General features: G+C 71.0%; 16 protein-coding genes. 14 read left to right on the top strand and 2 right to left on the bottom strand.

Annotated elements, in window-relative coordinates:
• Nucleotides 1-203 precede the first annotated feature (203 nt).
• Nucleotides 204-782 (bottom strand): TetR/AcrR family transcriptional regulator, encoded by a 579-nt coding sequence (locus AB0959_RS03850; protein ID WP_366824647.1) that lies wholly within the window; start codon nucleotides 780-782, stop codon nucleotides 204-206.
• Nucleotides 783-1132: 350 nt separating this feature from the next.
• Between AB0959_RS03850 and AB0959_RS03845 the strand changes: the two genes are divergently transcribed.
• The 5 genes from AB0959_RS03845 to AB0959_RS03825 all read left to right on the top strand — a co-directional run bounded on the left by AB0959_RS03845 (nucleotide 1133) and on the right by AB0959_RS03825 (nucleotide 7749).
• The gene (locus AB0959_RS03845; RefSeq protein ID WP_366824646.1) at nucleotides 1133-1720 is read left to right on the top strand and encodes a 2Fe-2S iron-sulfur cluster-binding protein; all 588 of its coding nucleotides are present in this window, start codon (nucleotides 1133-1135) and stop codon (nucleotides 1718-1720) included.
• Entirely contained in the window at nucleotides 1717-2709 is a 993-nt protein-coding gene (locus AB0959_RS03840) for a xanthine dehydrogenase family protein subunit M (RefSeq protein WP_366824645.1), read from the top strand. The genes AB0959_RS03845 and AB0959_RS03840 overlap by 4 nt, the downstream gene beginning before the upstream one ends.
• Nucleotides 2706-4832, top strand: a complete 2127-nt coding sequence (locus tag AB0959_RS03835; protein ID WP_366824644.1) for a xanthine dehydrogenase family protein molybdopterin-binding subunit — start codon at nucleotides 2706-2708, stop codon at nucleotides 4830-4832. The genes AB0959_RS03840 and AB0959_RS03835 overlap by 4 nt, the downstream gene beginning before the upstream one ends.
• Nucleotides 4825-5967 carry an XdhC/CoxI family protein gene (locus AB0959_RS03830; RefSeq protein ID WP_366824643.1) on the top strand — a complete coding sequence of 381 codons (1143 nt, stop codon included), beginning with the start codon at nucleotides 4825-4827 and terminating at the stop codon, nucleotides 5965-5967. Before AB0959_RS03835 ends, AB0959_RS03830 begins: the two co-directional genes overlap by 8 nt.
• Nucleotides 5968-6192: 225 nt before the next feature.
• On the top strand, nucleotides 6193-7749 hold the full coding sequence (locus tag AB0959_RS03825) for an MFS transporter (protein ID WP_366824642.1): 1557 nt from the start codon (nucleotides 6193-6195) through the stop codon (nucleotides 7747-7749).
• Between the two features lie 54 nt (nucleotides 7750-7803).
• Here AB0959_RS03825 and AB0959_RS03820 read toward each other — a convergent pair whose 3' ends face one another.
• Nucleotides 7804-8814 carry an amino acid ABC transporter permease gene (locus tag AB0959_RS03820; RefSeq protein ID WP_366824641.1) on the bottom strand — a complete coding sequence of 337 codons (1011 nt, stop codon included), beginning with the start codon at nucleotides 8812-8814 and terminating at the stop codon, nucleotides 7804-7806.
• Between the two features lie 655 nt (nucleotides 8815-9469).
• Between AB0959_RS03820 and AB0959_RS03815 the strand changes: the two genes are divergently transcribed.
• The 9 genes from AB0959_RS03815 (at nucleotide 9470) to AB0959_RS03775 (ending at nucleotide 17123) form a co-directional block, all read left to right on the top strand.
• Nucleotides 9470-10606 (top strand): LLM class flavin-dependent oxidoreductase, encoded by a 1137-nt coding sequence (locus AB0959_RS03815; protein WP_366824640.1) that lies wholly within the window; start codon nucleotides 9470-9472, stop codon nucleotides 10604-10606.
• Nucleotides 10603-11139 (top strand): GNAT family N-acetyltransferase, encoded by a 537-nt coding sequence (locus tag AB0959_RS03810; RefSeq protein ID WP_366824639.1) that lies wholly within the window; start codon nucleotides 10603-10605, stop codon nucleotides 11137-11139. The genes AB0959_RS03815 and AB0959_RS03810 overlap by 4 nt, the downstream gene beginning before the upstream one ends.
• Nucleotides 11136-12089: an ABC transporter substrate-binding protein gene (locus AB0959_RS03805; protein ID WP_366824638.1), complete on the top strand. Its 954-nt coding sequence runs from the start codon at nucleotides 11136-11138 to the stop codon at nucleotides 12087-12089. Before AB0959_RS03810 ends, AB0959_RS03805 begins: the two co-directional genes overlap by 4 nt.
• A gap of 21 nt (nucleotides 12090-12110) precedes the next feature.
• Nucleotides 12111-13139, top strand: a complete 1029-nt coding sequence (locus AB0959_RS03800) for an amino acid ABC transporter permease (RefSeq protein WP_366824637.1) — start codon at nucleotides 12111-12113, stop codon at nucleotides 13137-13139.
• Nucleotides 13136-13900, top strand: a complete 765-nt coding sequence (locus tag AB0959_RS03795; protein ID WP_366824636.1) for an amino acid ABC transporter ATP-binding protein — start codon at nucleotides 13136-13138, stop codon at nucleotides 13898-13900. The genes AB0959_RS03800 and AB0959_RS03795 overlap by 4 nt, the downstream gene beginning before the upstream one ends.
• A gap of 64 nt (nucleotides 13901-13964) precedes the next feature.
• The gene (locus AB0959_RS03790) at nucleotides 13965-14948 is read left to right on the top strand and encodes an ABC transporter substrate-binding protein (protein WP_366824635.1); all 984 of its coding nucleotides are present in this window, start codon (nucleotides 13965-13967) and stop codon (nucleotides 14946-14948) included.
• A 147-nt stretch (nucleotides 14949-15095) separates the two neighbouring features.
• Nucleotides 15096-16349 (top strand): acyl-CoA dehydrogenase family protein, encoded by a 1254-nt coding sequence (locus AB0959_RS03785; RefSeq protein WP_366824634.1) that lies wholly within the window; start codon nucleotides 15096-15098, stop codon nucleotides 16347-16349.
• A 52-nt stretch (nucleotides 16350-16401) separates the two neighbouring features.
• The gene (locus tag AB0959_RS03780; protein WP_366824633.1) at nucleotides 16402-16860 is read left to right on the top strand and encodes an Rrf2 family transcriptional regulator; all 459 of its coding nucleotides are present in this window, start codon (nucleotides 16402-16404) and stop codon (nucleotides 16858-16860) included.
• Between the two features lie 101 nt (nucleotides 16861-16961).
• Entirely contained in the window at nucleotides 16962-17123 is a 162-nt protein-coding gene (locus tag AB0959_RS03775; RefSeq protein ID WP_366824632.1) for a hypothetical protein, read from the top strand.
• The last annotated feature ends 45 nt before the right edge of the window (nucleotides 17124-17168 follow it).

Raw genomic sequence — 17168 nt, 5'->3', positions numbered from 1 at the left:
GGGTCGGCCGGCATTTCGTGGTGCGTAAACGCGTGCGGGAAAGCGCATACCTCGGATGCTTTCCCCATATGTAAGCCGCACTGTGCCGAGCCGGACAACCGTTGTGCACGCACCAGTTGTCCTTGATGTGGCGTGTGAGCCGACGGAGCCCGGTGTGGGTGCCGCCCGCGGGGGCGCGGACCGGCGGCGCGGACCGGTGTCGCTCAGCGCCCGGGTGCTCCCGCGCGCAGGCCGTCCATGACCAGGTCCAGCAGCCGGGTGGTGCGGGTCCGCCAGTCCTGGCGGGGGTCGATCTGCCACAGTCCGGCGATGGCGAGGAGGAAGTCGTCCCCCGTCACTCCGGGGCGGATGGTGCCGGCCTCCTCCGCCGCGCGGAGCAGGAGCTCGGCCGCGGAGGTCACCGGTGTGTGTCCCGGTTTTCCCGGGCTTCCCGGTGTGCTGGTGGCCTGGCGGATCGCGTCGGCCAGACCGGCCTTGGTCATGGCGAATCCGGCGAGGTGGTCCATCCACTCGCGCAGCGCCTGGTCGGGCTCCCGGGTCGCGAGCAGCTGGGCCGCGCTGTCGGCGACCTGCTGCATCTCGTGACGGTAGATCTCGAGGACGAGCGCCTCCCGATGCGGGAAGTTGCGGTAGAACGTGCCCTGCCCTACGCCCGCCTTCTTGGCGATCGCGCTCAGTGGGGCGTCGGCACAGAGCGTCAGCTCGGCCAGTGCGACCTCCAGGATGCGCTCGCGATTGCGCTGCGCGTCCGAACGCAGGGGTGCGTCCTTCTTCTGCCGCACTCGTCCTCCTCGCGGGCCCGTGGCCGAATCCCGTCCTTGCCGAACCGGACAGTTGTCCGTTACGTTTCTGTGAGCGGACAGCTGTCCGGTTAGGTCCACCTTACCTGTGAGGGCGGGTGGTGTCGGTAGCCGGGTGGCCGTTCGCCTTCAGCGTTCCTGCCCAGTCCATGCTCCCGAACCGACAACGCGACGTACAGCTCCATCACCACGTCTCCCCATATGTCATCTGCTTCTATGTCATCTCCCTGTGGGCCCCGTCCTGTTACGTCACTCACCGATACCTCTCCTGATATGTCTGCCTGCCGGATCGCCCCTGGGGCGTGCTCCGGATACGCGAAAGAAGGCTGATCATGGCCACAGCCCCCTCCTCGACGAACAGCGCCATCACCTTGAACATCAACGGTGAGAAACATGTGCTGTCCGTCGACCATCGCACCACCCTGCTCGACGCGTTGCGCGAGCGTCTTGATCTGACCGGTACGAAGAAGGGATGCGACCAGGGACAGTGCGGTGCCTGCACGGTCCTGCTGGACGGGCGGCGGGCCGTGTCCTGTCTGCAGCTCGCGGTGGCCGCCGAGGGGCGTGAGATCACCACCATCGAGGGCGTCGCGGAGGGCGAGCGGCTGCATCCGGTGCAGCAGGCCTTCCTCGATCTGGACGGCTATCAGTGCGGCTACTGCACGCCCGGGCAGATCTGTTCGGCGATCGCCGTGATCGAGGAGCACGCGGCGGGCTGGCCCAGCGCCGCCACCGACGACGTACGGCCCGAGGCCGGGCCGCCGCCCCTGACGCCCGAGGAGATACGGGAGCGGATGAGCGGCAACCTGTGCCGGTGCGGGGCGTATGTGTCGATCGTCGAGGCGGTCGCCCGTGCGGCCGGACTCGAGGCACAGACGGCCGGGCACGGTACCGAGCAGACCGAGGGGGCTGCGGCGTGAAGGAGTTCGCCTACCATCGCGCGCTGGACGTCTCCGGCGCCCTCGCCCTGCTCGACGCCGACCCGGACGCCCGCTTCCTGGGCGGCGGCACCAACCTCGTGGACTTGATGAAGACGGGCGTGGAGCGGCCCGGCCGGCTCGTCGACGTCCGTGAGCTGCCACTGGACGGCATCGAGGTGACCGAGGACGGCGGTCTGCGGATCGGCGCGACCGTCACCAACAGCGACCTCGCCGCCCACCCCGAAGTCCGGCGCCGCTACCCGGCGTTGGCGCAGGCGGTGCTGGCCGGCGCCTCGGGGCAGTTGCGCAACATGGCCACCGTCGGCGGCAACCTGCTCCAGCGCACCCGCTGCGGCTACTTCGCCGATGTGAGCAAGCCGTGCAACAAGCGGGTCCCGGGCAGCGGGTGCCCCGCGATCGCCGGCGAGCACCACAACCACGCCGTCCTGGGCGCCTCCGATCACTGTGTGGCCACCCACCCCTCCGACATGGGTGTGGCACTGGCCGCCTTCGACGCCGTCGTCGCGTACGAAACCGCCGACGGGCCCGGCGAGTTGCCGCTCGCCGACTTCTACCTGCCCGTCGGTGACACCCCGCACCGGGAGACCGCGCTGCCGCCCGGCGCGCTGATCACCGGCGTGAGCCTGCCGCCCGCCCCGGTGGCCGCGCACTCCCGCTACCGCAAGGTCCGTGAACGCGCCTCGTACGCGTTCGCCATCGGCTCGATCGCCGCCGCGCTCGACGTCCAGGACGGCGTCGTCCGCGAGGTGCGTCTGGCCTTCGGCGCGGTCGCCTCCCGCCCCTGGCGGGCCCGTGCGGCCGAAAGCGCGCTGACCGGCGGCCCGGCCGACGCCGCGGCCTTCGCCGCCGCCGCGGACGCCGAACTGGCCGCCGCCGAGCCGCTGCCCCACAACGCATACAAGGTGACCCTGATGCGCAACCTCGTGGTGGCCGTCCTGACCGAACTCGCCGAGGAGAGCACCCGATGACCACCGCCACGACCGGGACCAGGGCGGTCAAGGGCTCCGTCGGCACCGCGCACACCCGCATCGAGGGCCGCGAGAAGGTGACGGGAGCGGCCCGGTACGCGGGCGAGATACCCTTCGCCGAACTCGCCCACGGCTGGCTGGTGTTGTCCACCGTCGCTCACGGCCGCATCCGCTCGGTGGACACCGAGGCGGTCCTCGCCATGCCGGGCGTGCTGACCGTGCTGCACCACGAGAACGCCCCGCGCGTCGACACCGACTACGTCGGCATGCTCGGCAAGCCGGACCCGACCGCCGCCGTCTTCCAGCAGGACGGGGTGCCGCACGTGGGCTGGCCGGTGGCGCTGGTCGTCGCCGAGACCTCCGAGCAGGCCAGGGAGGCCGCCGAGGCGCTCGTGGTGCACTACGAGCAGGAGCCGCACGACATCGCGTTCTCCGCCGACCGCCCGGACGCGTACTCGCTGGACGCCTTCGGTCCGGCGGTGACGCAGAAGGGCGACCTGGAGGCCGAGCTCACCGCGTCCGCCGTCGTCGTGGACTCCGAGTACACCACCCCGGAAGAGCACCACAACCCGATGGAGCCGCACGCGGCGACCGCTCTCTGGGACGGCGGGCGGCTGGAGGTCGTCGACTCCAACCAGGGCACCAGCTGGGTCGCGAGCGAGATCGCGAACATGTTCTCCCTCGACCCGGGCTCGGTACGGGTGCGGTCCGAACACGTCGGTGGCGGCTTCGGGAGCAAGGGCCTGCGCGCGCACCAGGTGGCCGCGGTGATGGCCGCGACGGTCCTCCAGCGCCCCGTCCGCGTCGTCATGACCCGCCGTCAGATGTTCTCGCTCGCCGGCTACCGCAGCCCCACCGCGCAGCGGGTCAGGCTGGGCGCCGACGCCGACGGACGGCTGCGCGCACTGAACCACAGCTGTCTGAGCCTCACCTCGACCGTGCACGAGTTCATCGAGTCCGGCGCCGGACCGGCCCGGGTGATGTACGACGCCGACGCCCACCACACGGCCAACCGGGTCGTACGGCTCGACGTGCCGACACCGACGTTCATGCGGGCGCCCGGTGAGGCACCCGGGTCGTTCGCGCTGGAGTCGGCGCTCGACGAACTCGCCGAGAAGGTGGGGATCGACCCGATCGAGCTGCGCGTACGCAACGAGCCCGAGCGGGGTCCCGTCTCCGGGCTGCCGTTCAGCAGCCGCAACCTGATCGCCTGCTTCCGGCAGGGCGCCCGCCGGTTCGGCTGGGCGGACCGCGACCCGCGCCCCGGACTGCGCCGCGACGGCCGCTGGCTGCTCGGCACCGGCACGGCGGCCGCCTCCTTCGGCGCCGGGGCCGGGCCGTCCACGGCGGCCGTGACGGCCGAGGCGGACGGCACCTTCACCGTGCGGGTCAACGCGGCGGACATCGGAACCGGGGCCCGGACCGCACTCACCCTGGTCGCCGCCGACGCGCTGGAGACCACCCCGGACCAGATCCGCATACGCATCGGCGACAGCGACATCGGACCGGCGATGATCGCCGGCGGTTCGACGGGCACCCGCTCCTGGTCGTGGGCGATCATGATCGCGGCCGGTGAACTGCGGGAGCGGCTCGCCCTGAACACCGGCATCCCGCCGGAGGGGATCACCGTACGGTCGGACACCACCGCGGCCATCGGCGCCCTCTCCCAGAAGGAACGGCACTCCTTCGGGGCGCAGTTCGCCGAGGTCGCCGTGGACCCCGCCACCGGCGAGGTGCGGGTGCGGCGCATGCTCGGCGTCTTCGCGGCCGGCCGCATCGTCAACCCGCTGACCGCCCGCAACCAGTTCATCGGCGGGATGACCTGGGGCATCTCCATGGCCCTGCACGAGGAGGCGGTGCGGGACGGGGCCACGGGCGGTCACTACGGCGCCGACCTGGCGGGCTACCACGTCGCCGCGCACGCGGACGTGCCCCACATCGAGGCCGACTGGGTGGACGACGTGGACCCGGAAGACCCGGTCGGGATCAAGGGCATCGGCGAGATCGGCATCGTGGGCGCCGCGGCGGCCGTCGCCAACGCGGTGTGGCACGCGACCGGCGTACGCCACCGCGACCTGCCCATCCGCCCGGACCGGGTCCTGACGGCAGGCGGACATGCTTGACATCGCCGCCGAGTTGCACCGCTGGGCCGAGGAGGGCCGGGACTTCGCCGTCGCCACCGTCGTGGCGGTCAGCGGCAGCGCCCCGCGCCCTCCCGGCGCCGCCCTCGCCGTCGACAGCGAGGGCACGGCCATCGGCTCGGTCTCCGGCGGCTGTGTGGAGGGCGCCGTGTACGAGCTGTGCCAAGAGGCGTTGGCGGAGGGACGGGCCGTGTCGCAGCGCTTCGGCTACAGCGACGAGGACGCCTTCGCCGTCGGGCTGACCTGCGGTGGGATCATCGACATCCTGGTCACGCCGGTCGGCGCGCACGCACCGGTGAGGCCGGTGTTCCTGACGGCGCTGTCGGCCGCGTCCCAGGGAGAGCCATTGGCCCTCGCCCGGGTGGTCCGGGGTCCGGACGAACTCCTCGGCCGGGCCCTGCTCGTACGGCCCGACGGCTCGTACGACGGAAGCCTCGGCGGGGACCCGGACCTGGACCGCACAGCGTTCGCCCAGGCCGGCGCCCTGTTGGACAGCGGCACCACCGGCACGCTGGAGCTGTCCGAGGACGGCTCCCACTGTCCCGGTGGCCTCACCCTGCTCGTCGAGTCGTCCGTGCCACCGCCCCGTATGATCGTCTTCGGCGCGATCGACTTCGCCGCCGCCCTCGTACGCGCCGGCAAGTTCCTCGGCTACCACGTGACCGTGTGCGACGCCCGGCCCGTCTTCGCCACCCGGGCCCGCTTCCCCGAGGCCGACGACATCGTCGTCGACTGGCCGCACCGCTACCTGCGCAGTACTGAGACCGACGCGCGCACGGTGCTGTGCGTCCTCACCCACGACGCCAAGTTCGACATCCCGCTGTTGACCGAGGCCCTGCGCATGCCGGTCGCCTTCGTCGGCGCGATGGGCTCGCGCCGCACGCACGCCGACCGCGAGCGGCGGCTGCGTGAAGCGGGCGTGAGTGATGAGGAGCTGTCCCGTCTCAGGTCGCCGATCGGCCTCGACCTCGGCGCCCGCACGCCCGAGGAGACCGCGCTGTCCATCGCGGCGGAGATCGTCGCGCTCCGCAGGGGCGGCACGGGCGTTCCGCTGACAGGCTCGGGGACGCCGATCCACCGGGACGGGGGTGAGCGGGGCGCCGGGGTGGCGGCCTGAGACGGAGCGGGAGGCGCGACGGGGCCGGTCCGGCTCAGACGTCTTCGCGGCCGTCACGACGCCCGTACCCGCGGGGCGGGGCCGGTGAGGCCTCGCCCCGCGGGCGCGGGCTGACCGAGTGGTGACGACCCGGGCGCGGGCGTACGGTCGAACGGAGGAAACCGCAGTGGACGGGGCCGTCCACTGGCCCCTCCCGAGGGTTCGTCCCCGAGAGTGCGACCCGTCATGAGCAGCAGCCCGCAGCCGACCTCCGCACCCCAGAGCACCGCCCGGGAACCCGGCGGTGGCGGAAGCGCGATCGCGCTGCTGGTGATCGCGTCGTGCCAGCTGATGGTGGTGCTGGACATCACCATCGTGAACATCGCGCTGCCCAACATCCAGAGCGCCCTGGACTTCTCCACCACCAACCTGTCCTGGGTGGTCAACGCGTACACGCTCACCTTCGGCGGTCTGCTGCTCCTCGGCGGCCGGACCGGCGACATCCTCGGCAGACGGCGCGTCTTCATCTCCGGTGTGCTGCTCTTCGCGCTTGCCTCCCTGCTCGGCGGGCTCGCCCAGAACTCCGGCCAACTCCTCGCCGCGCGCGCCCTCCAGGGCGTCGGCGGCGCCATCGCCTCCCCGACGGCACTCGCCCTGATCAGCACCACCTTCCGCGAAGGGCCGGAGCGCAACCGGGCGTTCGGGGTGTTCGCCGGTGTCTCGGCGGGCGGCGGCGCGATCGGGCTGCTCCTGGGCGGGGTGCTCGTCGAGTGGCTGGACTGGCGGTGGGTGCTCTTCGTCAACGTGCCGATCGGGCTGCTCATCGCCCTTGCCACGCCCCGCTTCATCAGAGAGTCCGAACGCCATCCGGGCCACTTCGACGTCACCGGTGCGCTGATGTCCACCGTCGGCATGGTGCTGCTCGTGTACGGGTTCATCAGAGCCGCGCAGGACGGCTGGCGGGACCCGCTCACGGTGGCCTCGTTCGCCGCGGCCGTCGTCGTCCTCGCGGGGTTCGTCCTGGTGGAGAGGCGGTCCAGACAGCCGATCACGCCGCTGCACATGTTCGCCGACCGTAACCGTGCGGGGACCTACGGCATCATGCTGTGCCTCGCTGCCGCGATCTTCGGCATGTTCTTCTTCCTCACGCTCTTCACGCAGGACGTGCTGGGTTTCAGCCCGCTGGCCACCGGCTTCGCCTTCCTGCCGGTCAGCGCCGTCATCGCGGTCGGCGCCGGACTGGCCTCACGGTTCCTGCCCGTGTTCGGCCCCAAACCCTTCATGGTGGTGGGCGGGATCCTCGCGGCGGGGGGTCTGGCCTGGCTCACCCTGACCGACGTCCACTCCACTTACGCGGGCAGTGTCCTCGGCCCGCTTCTCGTGTTCAGCCTGGGCATGGGCATGGAGTTCGTCTCGCTCACCCTGATGGCGCTCTCCAACGTCCGGACCGAGGAGACCGGCGCCGCCTCCGGGCTGCTCAACGCCACCCAGCAGGTGGGCGGCTCCCTCGGACTGTCCATCCTGGTCACGGTGTTCGGTACGGCCAGCACGAACGAGGCGCAGAAACAGATCCCGAAGTTCCTGGGGCAGGCGACTCCGGCCGAGCGCCTCCGCTTCCAGCGCACCGGGCAGCTCCCACCGCCCTGGGGCAACGAGGTTCTCGCCGCCGGGGTCTCGGCCGCCTTCGTCATGGCGGCGATCTTCGCGGTGATCGCCGCGCTGATCGCCTTGATCGTCATCCAGGTCCGTCCGTCCGACCTGGAACGCCTCAAGGGAGAGGCGGGCCCGGGCGGTCCGGCCTGAGACCGGAGTCCGGACGTCACGGTCCACCCCGGACTTCACCATCCACCGGGATCGTCACCGGGCATCGGGTGCCGTCGCCGCCTTCAGTCGCGCGCGTACGGCCGCCAGGCGACCGCGCAGACGCTGCACCGGAGTGGGCGGCAGCGTGCGCGAGTCACCGCGCGCGTAGTGCCGCTCGACGTAGTACTGTCCCGCGCTCAGCACGGTGGTGACCGCTATGTACCACAGGGTGGCGACCATCAGCAGGGGGATGACCTGGTAGGTCTGGTTGTAGACCAGCTGCACCGAGTACAGCAGGTCGTGCACGGCCAGCACGCTGACGATGCTGGTGCCCTTGAGCGTGCCGATCAGCATGTTCCCGGCGGTCGGCACGATGGAGCGCATGGCCTGCGGTACGACGATCCGGCGAAGGGTGCGGCGCCTGCCCAGGCCCAGTGCCTGGGCCGCCTCGGTCTGCCCGGCCTCGACGGAGAGGATGCCGCCGCGGACGACCTCGGCGGCATAGGCGGCCTCGTGCAGGGTGAGCCCGATGACGGCGGTCAGGGTGGGGCCGAGCAGGTTCACCGTCTTGACGGTGACGAACTGCGGGCCGAACGGGATGCCGAGCCCGAGCGTCGGGTACAGCGCGCCGATGTTGAACCAGAACAGCAGCTGCACCAGCAGCGGTGTGGACCGGAAGATCCAGACATAGCCCCAACTCAGGGTCCGGAGCACGGGGTTGGCGGACAGCCGCATCACGGCCAGCGGGGTGCCGAGCAGGAAGCCGAGCACCATCACCACACCGGTCAGCCACAGCGTGAGCAGCAGCCCGTCGAGCACGGCGGCGGTGGTGAAGTACCGGCCCACGACCTCCCATTGGAAGGCGTCGTTACGGACGACGGAGTTGAGGACCATCGCGAAGACGAGCAGCGCCGCGACAGCCGTCAGCCAGCGGCCGAGGTGCCGTCGCGGCACGATCCTCGGCAGGTCGGAGTGGGGGGCGTCGTGGTGGCCCGGATCCGCCGGGCGCTTCGCGGCGGCGGAGGATGCCGTGTGAGGGGCGGTGACATCGGAAGGCGTGACCATCGGGAGGCTCTCCGTGGGAGTCGGTCGCGGGCGTCGGTGACTTCCCGGTGGCACCCGTGCGGTGCGGCCGGGGCGGCGTCATCACGCTCGCCGCGTCCCTCAACGCGGCGGAGAGGCTCCGCCGCCGATCGTACGAGGCCGCTCCACGGAGCTGTCAAGAAGGTGGGGGATCCGGAAGAGGCAGGTCCGGCAGATGAACCCTGGTTCAGGTCCGGCATATGAGCCCTGGTTGACGAGGGACGAGATGTAATGCTCAATTAGTCGCATGAATGCCCACCAGCGCCTCGTCTCGCGCGATCACATCGACTTCGGTCGGGTGTGGTCGGCCGCGTGTTGCGCCTGACGCGGCAGCGGGCCGTCTGACCGGCCCTTCCCTCCCTCGATGACCCCGTAGCGGGCCGAGATCTTCCTTCGTGTCACCGGCGTATGCGGAATCCGATCCGCGTACGAGACGGTTCTGCGAGCCCGGACGCGCGCTGCCGCCTCCCGTGTTCCCCGTGTTCCCCGTGTTTCCCGACGCCCCGGCGTCGTCACGCTCGCTCCCACCAGCGCCACCCCTTCTTCCTGATGGACCGTCATGTGCGGTCACGCGGAGGGCAGTTCTGCCCTGCCCGCGTGCGCTCGTACGGCCCGTCCTCCCGAAAGGCCCTTTCCCATGCCCGTGGAGTTCCTCGGTATCGCCGCGACGCACAACGGCTCCGAAACCACCCCGCGCTCCGGCGCCGCCTTCGACAAGGAGTACACGCTCCGCCTCGCCCGGGCGCACGAGGACCACGGCTGGGACAGGGTGCTGTTCGCCTACGGCTCCGGGTCACCGGACCCCGCACCGGCCGCCGCCTACATCGCGAGCCGACTCGACCACCTGCAGATCCTGCTCGCCCACCGGCCCAACGTCTCGTACCCGACGTTCGCCGCGAAGACCTTCGCGACCCTGGACCAGATCAGTGACGGCCGGCTGACCGTGCACTTCATCACCGGCGGGAACGACCGCGAGCAGGGCCGCGAGGGCGACACCCTCACCAAGGACGAGCGCTACACCCGCACCCGTGAGTACATCCGGATCGTCAAGAAGATCTGGACCACCCACGAGTCCTTCGACCACGAGGGCGAGCACTACCGCTTCCACGACTTCGTCAGTGACGTCTTCCCGGTCCAGCAGCCGCGCCCGAACGTGTCGTTCGGCGGTTCCTCGCCCGCCGCGTACGAGGCCGGGGGCGCCGAGGCCGACATCTACTGCCTGTGGGGCGAGCCCCTCGCCAAGACCGCCGAGCAGATCGAGAACGTGAAGGCCGCCGCGAAGGCCGCGTGCCGCACCGACGTGCCGCGCATCCAGGTGGCGTTCCGCCCGATCATCGCCCCGACCGAGGAACTGGCCTGGGAGAAGGCCCACCGTACGGTCGGCGCGATCAAGGCCCGCAAGGAGCGGGGCGAGGCGATCACCAAGCGCCACAACGGGAACGCCCAGCCACAGAACGCCGGCTCACAGCGGCTGATCGCCATCGCCGAGGCGGGGGAGCGCTACGACCGTGCCCTGTGGACCCCTACGGCAGCCGCCACCGGAGGCGCGGGCAACTCCAACGCCCTGGTCGGCACCCCGGAGACCGTCGCCCAGGCCCTCCTGGACTACTACGACCTCGGTGTCGACATCCTCTCCGCGCGCGGCTACGACCTGCTGGGCGACGCGATCGACTTCGGGCGGCACGTGATCCCGATCGTCCGCGAGGAGGTCGCCAAGCGCGACGCCGAGCGGGCCGCCCGTGGCCCGCAGATCCTCACGGCGGTGAACGGATGACCTCCGTCGCCCAACCACCGCCACCTCCAGTCGAACTGACGGTCATTGAGGTACCGGTGTCCGACCCCCGGGTCGAGCCTCTGCTGCGCGAACTCGGTGACGAGTACGCGGCGCGGTACGGCGGGGACGCCCACGCCGAGATGGCCCGCTACCCCGACGAGGAGTTCACCGCGCCGTACGGCGGCGTCCTGCTCCTGCTCCTCGAGCACGGCGAGCCGGTCGCGGGCGGTGCCTTCCGACGCTACGACGCGGCCACGGCCGAACTCAAGCGCATCTGGACGCACTCCGCCCACCGCCGGCGGGGCCTCGCCCGACGCGTCGTCGCCGAACTGGAGCGCGAGGCGAGCGCCCGTGGCTACCGGCGCCTCTACCTGACCACGGGACCGCGCCAGCCCGAGGCGCGCGGCCTGTACCTGGCCACCGGTTACCTCCCGCTCTTCGACACGGAGGCCGACCCGGAGACGATCGGCCCGCTGCCGTTCGAGAAGCACCTGCCCGCCTCCGCTCACACCCGAAAGGCAGCCCACCCGTGAACCGCCGTGGGAACAGAACCCGCCTGCGCGTCGCCGCCTCCCTCGTCCTGCTGCCGCTGACGGCGCTGACCGCCTGCGGCTCCGGCGACCCCACCGGCACCACTCCGGCGGGCGCCCAGGCGTCCGCCGCACCGACCGACGACCCGGTCGCCGCCGTACACAAGGTGGACTCTGCCGCCGACCTGCTGCCCGCCGGCGTCCGCAAGTCCGGCACGCTGCGGATCGGCAGCTCGATCGGGTCCCCGCCCGGGGCGTACTACCCGAACGGGCAGGACAAGTCGCCGGCGGGCCAGGACATCGACCTCGCGAACGCGGTGGCCAAGGTCCTCGGTGTGAAGCTCGACCGGCAGGACGCCTCGTTCGAGACGATCCTTCCCGCCCTCGGCAGCGGCAAGTACGACGTCGGCACCAGCAACTTCGGCGTCACCACCGAGCGTCTGAAGACCGTCGACTTCGTCACCTACATCAACGACGGCCAGGGCTTCGCGGTGAAGAAGGGCAACACCACGCTCAAGAAGGTCACCGACCTGACCCAGCTGTGCGGGCTGACCATCGGCACCGGAGCGGGCACCACGTTCGAGGCGACCCTCGACGCGCAGAAGGGGGTCTGCGCCAAGGCCGGCAAGAAGCCGTACGACGTGAAGGTCTACTCGGAGAACGGCGCCGTCGTCACCGCCCTGCAGCAGGGCCGCATCGACGTCGTCATGTCGACCATCAACGGCCTGCGCTACCAGGCGGCACAGCCCGCGTCGCAGACCACCTTCCTCGGGGAGTACCACCGCCTCGACGTCGGCTTCGCCTTCAAGAAGGGCTCCCCGCTCGCCAAGGCGTTCCAGGCCGCCGTCAACGAGCTGATCAAGGACGGCACGTACACCCGCATCCTCAAGAAATGGGGCACCAGCCCCTCCGCGATCGACACCTCGCGGATCAACCCACCCGAGCACGCCTGAGAGTTGAGCAGGAACACCACGATGGGACTCTCCACCGATTCCGCCGCCGCGCCACCGGGCACGGCCGCCCCGGGCACCGACCCCGGGACTCCGCCCGCCAAGGACGACCCGAACTCGCTCAAGGTCGTCCCCGCCCGCCACTACGCCCGCTGGGTGGCGGCCGTCGCCGTGATCGTGCTGGTCGCCCAGTTCGCGCACGGCCTGATCACCAACCCCGTCTGGGAGTGGCGCGTCTTCCGTGACTACGTCCTGTCGGAGACGATCGTCCACGCGGTGGGGGTGACCCTCCAACTCACCGCCTACGCCACGGTGCTGGGCTTCCTCCTCGGCACGGTCCTGGCCTTCATGCGGCTGTCGCACAGCCCGGTGCTGCAGACCGTCGCCTGGACCTACATCTGGATCTTCCGGTCGATCCCGATGATCGTCCAGCTGGTGTTCTGGTTCAACCTCAGTGCCCTGTACGACAGGTTGGGCGTCGGCATCCCCTTCGGCCCGGTGTTCTGGTCCGTCGACAGCAACAGCCTGATCGGCACCATGGGGGCGGCGCTCATCGGCCTGTCGCTGCACCAGGCCGCGTACGCCGCCGAGATCGTCCGCGGTGGCGTCATCGCCGTCGACCACGGGCAGTTGGAGGCCGCGGCCGCGCTCGGCATCCCGCGGCTGAGGCAGATCCGCCGGATCGTGCTGCCGCAGGCCATGCGCGCCATCCTGCCCACGGCCGGCAACGAGATCATCGGTCTCCTCAAGGGCACCTCGGTCGTCTACGTCATGGCGATCGGCGAGCTCTTCTACCAGGTGCAGGTCATCTACGGCCGCAACGGCCGGGTGATCCCGCTGCTGATGGTCGCCACCGCCTGGTACGTGGTGCTCACCTCCCTGCTGTCGGTCGCGCAGTACTACGTGGAGCGGCGCTACGCCCGGGGCGCCAACCGCACCCCGCCGCCCACGCCCCTCCAGCGCGCCCGTCGCTTCGTCCGCGACCTGCGGACCGCGGCGGGCCGGCGCAACCAGCCCGTCCACCCCCTGAAGTCCCTGGGAGCCGACCGATGAGCGATGTGATGGTGGACGTCCACGGCGTCCACAAGAGCTTCGGCCCGCTGGAGGTGCTGCGCGGCGTCGACCTCCAGGTACGCCCCGGCGAGGTCACCGTGATCCTCGGCCCGTCCGGCTCCGGGAAGTCCACGCTGCTGCGGACCATCAACCACCTGGAGAAGGTCAACCGCGGCTGGATCAGCATCGACGGCGAGCTCATCGGCTACCGCCGCTCCGGAGGCAAGCTGCACGAGCTGAAGGAGAAGGAGGTCCTCAAGCAGCGCACCCACATCGGGTTCGTCTTCCAGAACTTCAACCTCTTCCCGCATCTGACCGTGCTGGAGAACCTCGTCGAGGCGCCGGTCTCCGCGCTGCGCCGTCCGCGCAAGGAGGCGGAGGACACCGCCCGCAGGCTGCTGGAGCGGGTCGGGCTCGCCGACAAGACCGACGCCTACCCCCGGCAGTTGTCCGGAGGCCAGCAGCAGCGCGTGGCCATCGCCCGCGCACTCGCCCTCGAACCCAAGGTGCTGCTCTTCGATGAGCCCACCTCGGCGCTCGACCCGGAACTGGTCGGCGAAGTCCTCGACGTCATCAAGGACTTGGCCAGTACCGGAACCACCATGATCGTCGTGACCCACGAGATCGGCTTCGCCCGCGAGGTGGCCAACACCGTGGTGTTCATGGACGGCGGAGTCGTCGTGGAGCAGGGGCCGCCCGCGGCCGTCCTGGACGCCCCGCAGCACGAGCGAACCCGCGCGTTCCTCTCCAAGGTCCTCTGACCAACCCTCCAACCCCCCGCCCCATCCCCATCCCCATCCCCTTCCCCGTGCAAGGAGTACGACCGTGTCCACCCACCTCACCCGCCGATCCACCGCAGTAGCGCTGGGACTCGTCTCCGCCCTCGTCCTCGCCGCCTGCAGCAACCCCTCGGACGGCGGAACCACCGAGGTCGCGGACAAGACCGGCGCCAGGACGAAGATCAATCTGAGCCCGGACCAGAACCGCGTCACCACCGACAAGGTCGACTCCATCGCCGCCGAGGTCCCGGAGAAGATCCGCAAGAGAGGAACGCTGGAGCTCGTCTCCTCCTCCGGCTCCGCCGCCCCGCTGACCTTCTACGCCACCGACAACAAGACCGTCATCGGCGTCGAGCCCGACCTCGCGTACCTCGTCGCCGACGTGCTCGGCCTCAAGCCGCACATCAACACGGTGTCGTGGGAGAACATCTTCGTCGGCCTCGACAGCGCCAAGTACGACGTCGGCTTCAGCAACATCACCGTCACCGAGGAGCGCAAGGAGAAGTACGACTTCGCCAGCTACCGCGAGGACAACCTGGGCTTCGAGGCGAAGAAGGGCAGCGGCCTGAAGGTCACCGGCCCGAAGGACGTGGCCGGAAAGACCGTCGCCGTGGGCAGCGGCACCAACCAGGAGAAGCTGCTCGTCGAGTGGAGCAAGGAGGACGAGAAGGCCGGCCTCAAGCCGGTGGACATCAAGTACTACCAGAACGACAGCGACACCTACCTCGCCCTCCAGTCCGGCCGGATCGATCTCTACCTCGGCCCCAACCCGACCGCCGCCTATCACGCGGCGACCACCGGGAAGACGGAGGTCGTCGGCACGTACTCCGGCGCCGGTTCCACCCTCCAGGGCCTCATCGCGGCCACCACCAAGAAGGACAGCGGACTGGCCAAGCCGCTCGCCGGCGCGCTGAACCACGTCATCGAGAACGGCACGTACGCCAAGGTGCTGGGGCGCTGGGGCCTGTCCGCCGAGGCCGTGAAGAAGTCGGAGATCAACCCGCCCGGTCTGCCGAAGACCAACAAGTAACCACGGGGCGCCGTCCGCGAACGCCCCCGCGAACACGCCATCTGGGGATACCGAGAAGGCACAAATCCGGTCAGTTTCCCTAGTTTTCCTATCGATTTACTAGGGAAACATTGACCTCCGTCGACGAGGTGGCTGAGGATGGCGAACATGTTTCGGATTCGGTACGAGGGGTCGGCCACGAGTGAGGTGCCGACCGGAGGCGGTGAAGCCGAGTCCGGGCACGGCCATCTGCTGCGCACGGCCCGCGAGGTGGCCGACGACCTGGCCATGGACGCCGTCGACCGCGAGCAGGCCGGGAAGGTACCGCTCGACGAGGTCTCGCGGCTGCGCGAGGCGGGGCTGCTGACGTTGCTGACACCGGCCGGACACGGCGGGGGAGGCGCGGACTGGCGTACGGCCTACGCGGTCGTCCGGATGGTCGCGGCGGCCGACGGCGCCATCGGCCACCTGCTGGGCTGTCACTACTTCCTCTCCTTCGGCGCGCGGTTCTTCGCCGGTCCCGCTGTCGCCGCACGGGTCGAGCGGGAGTCCGCGGCGGGGCAGTGGTGCTGGGGCGGAGGCTTCGCCACCCATGAGCCACCGCTGAGGCTGACCCCCGCCGGCGACGGCTATCTGCTGGACGGCCGCCAGGACTACGCCTGTGGTGTCGCGGTCGCCGACCGGCTGGCGGTGCGGGCCGCACGGTCCGACACCGGTGAACCCCTCGCCGTCCTCGTCGACCCGGCCCACCCCGGCGTGACCTGCGTCAGTGGCGGTGACGTGTTCGGGCAGCGGCTGGCGGCCGGCGGGAGCGTCGAGTTCGACGCGGTGCCGGTCCCGGCCGACGACGTGTTCGGCTCGCTCTCCTCGGACGAGGGCGCCCTGTCCCCGTTCGCGGGCCTGGCCGTGCCGACCGCGCGTCTGGTCTCGGCCCAGTTCTGCCTCGGCATCGCCGACGGACTGCTCTCCGAGGCCCGCGAGTACAGCAGGGCCACACACCACTCCCGGCAGCCGTCCGCCCAGGGGGCCTGGCAGGACGGGACGCCGCACGACCCGTACGCGCTGACCGCCTACGGGGAACTCGCCGTGGCCGCGCGCGCCGCGTCGGCGCTCGCCGACCAGGCGGTCGAGTCCCTGGCGTACGGGCTCGCTCGCGGCGACGACGTCGAGGACGACGAGTGCGCGGAGATCACCGTCCTCGCCGGCGCCGCCGAAGCCGCCGCCGCCCGCGCGGCACAGGAGATCACCACACACGCCCTGGACGTCATCGGCGCCTGCGCCGCCTCCGCGCGCCACGGCTTCGACCGCTTCTGGCGCAACGCCCGCACCCACACCCTGCGCGAACCCGTGGCCCCCCGGCTGCGCGAGGTGGGCGACTACTGCCTCAACGACACCCACCCGTCGTTCGCCCTCCCCGCCTGACAGGCCGCACGGCCGGTGACGGAGCGACGCGGCGGTGACGGATAATCGGGGCATGCGGATCTCGGCCAAGGCGGACTATGCGGTACGGGCAGCGCTCGAGCTGGCCTCGGTGAGTGACGACGCGTCACTCAAGGCCGAGGTGATCGCCTCGGCGCAGGGCATCCCGCACAAGTTCCTGGAAGGCATCCTCGGCGACCTGCGCCGAGGCGGGCTCGTCGTCAGCCAGCGCGGCGGCAAGGGCGGCTACCGGCTGGCCCGGCCCGCGGACACCATCGCCATCGCCGACATCATCCGTGTGGCGGACGGGCCGCTGGTGTCCGTACGGGGCGTGCGTCCGCCCGAGCTCTCCTACGTCGGCCCCGCCGAGTCGCTGCTGCCGCTGTGGATCGCGGTGCGCGCCAACGTCCGCAAGATCCTGGGCGAGGTCACCCTGGCCGACGTGGCCACGGCCAGGCTGCCGGAGGAGGTCCAGGGGCTCGCCGAGGACCCCGAGGCGTGGACGAACCCCTGACCGGCCGGCCGGAGTCCCGAACCGGGTGACGTCCTCTTGACGCGAGCCCGGCACGGCCTGACACTCCAATGGGGAATCCTAGTGAACTGGTAGGGAAAGCCATGGAGAGCTCGGGGCCGGCCCGCGGTGGTGACACCGCCCGCGTCCGTACCGCCGTCCGTCCGCGGCCCCTGCTGACGTCCCGCCGCCACATCGATCTGCTCCGTGTGTGCAGCGCCGCGAGTCTCCCGCCCGCCGGCGGCACCGCGCCCGCCCGCGCCTGACGCCCCACGAACCCCCCCCTCGCCCCCCGGCCGCGCCGAGGCCGC

It is taken from the genome of Streptomyces sp. NPDC046862, assembly GCF_040704615.1.
GTDB lineage: Bacteria > Actinomycetota > Actinomycetes > Streptomycetales > Streptomycetaceae > Streptomyces.
Note: the sequence above shows the minus strand (reverse complement) of the source record. Positions and strands in the feature narration are given on the sequence as shown.

Excerpts from the sequence above, each read along its gene's own strand:
- AB0959_RS03845 (WP_366824646.1), top strand. The coding sequence starts at position 1,133 with ATGGCCACAGCCCCCTCCTCGACGAACAGCGCCATCACCTTGAACATC.
- AB0959_RS03835 (WP_366824644.1), top strand. The coding sequence starts at position 2,706 with ATGACCACCGCCACGACCGGGACCAGGGCGGTCAAGGGCTCCGTCGGC.
- AB0959_RS03830 (WP_366824643.1), top strand. The coding sequence starts at position 4,825 with ATGCTTGACATCGCCGCCGAGTTGCACCGCTGGGCCGAGGAGGGCCGG.
- AB0959_RS03825 (WP_366824642.1), top strand. The coding sequence starts at position 6,193 with ATGAGCAGCAGCCCGCAGCCGACCTCCGCACCCCAGAGCACCGCCCGG.
- AB0959_RS03820 (WP_366824641.1), bottom strand. The coding sequence starts at position 8,814 with ATGGTCACGCCTTCCGATGTCACCGCCCCTCACACGGCATCCTCCGCC.
- AB0959_RS03815 (WP_366824640.1), top strand. The coding sequence starts at position 9,470 with ATGCCCGTGGAGTTCCTCGGTATCGCCGCGACGCACAACGGCTCCGAA.
- AB0959_RS03810 (WP_366824639.1), top strand. The coding sequence starts at position 10,603 with ATGACCTCCGTCGCCCAACCACCGCCACCTCCAGTCGAACTGACGGTC.
- AB0959_RS03800 (WP_366824637.1), top strand. The coding sequence starts at position 12,111 with ATGGGACTCTCCACCGATTCCGCCGCCGCGCCACCGGGCACGGCCGCC.
- AB0959_RS03795 (WP_366824636.1), top strand. The coding sequence starts at position 13,136 with ATGAGCGATGTGATGGTGGACGTCCACGGCGTCCACAAGAGCTTCGGC.
- AB0959_RS03785 (WP_366824634.1), top strand. The coding sequence starts at position 15,096 with ATGTTTCGGATTCGGTACGAGGGGTCGGCCACGAGTGAGGTGCCGACC.
- AB0959_RS03780 (WP_366824633.1), top strand. The coding sequence starts at position 16,402 with ATGCGGATCTCGGCCAAGGCGGACTATGCGGTACGGGCAGCGCTCGAG.
- AB0959_RS03775 (WP_366824632.1), top strand. The coding sequence starts at position 16,962 with ATGGAGAGCTCGGGGCCGGCCCGCGGTGGTGACACCGCCCGCGTCCGT.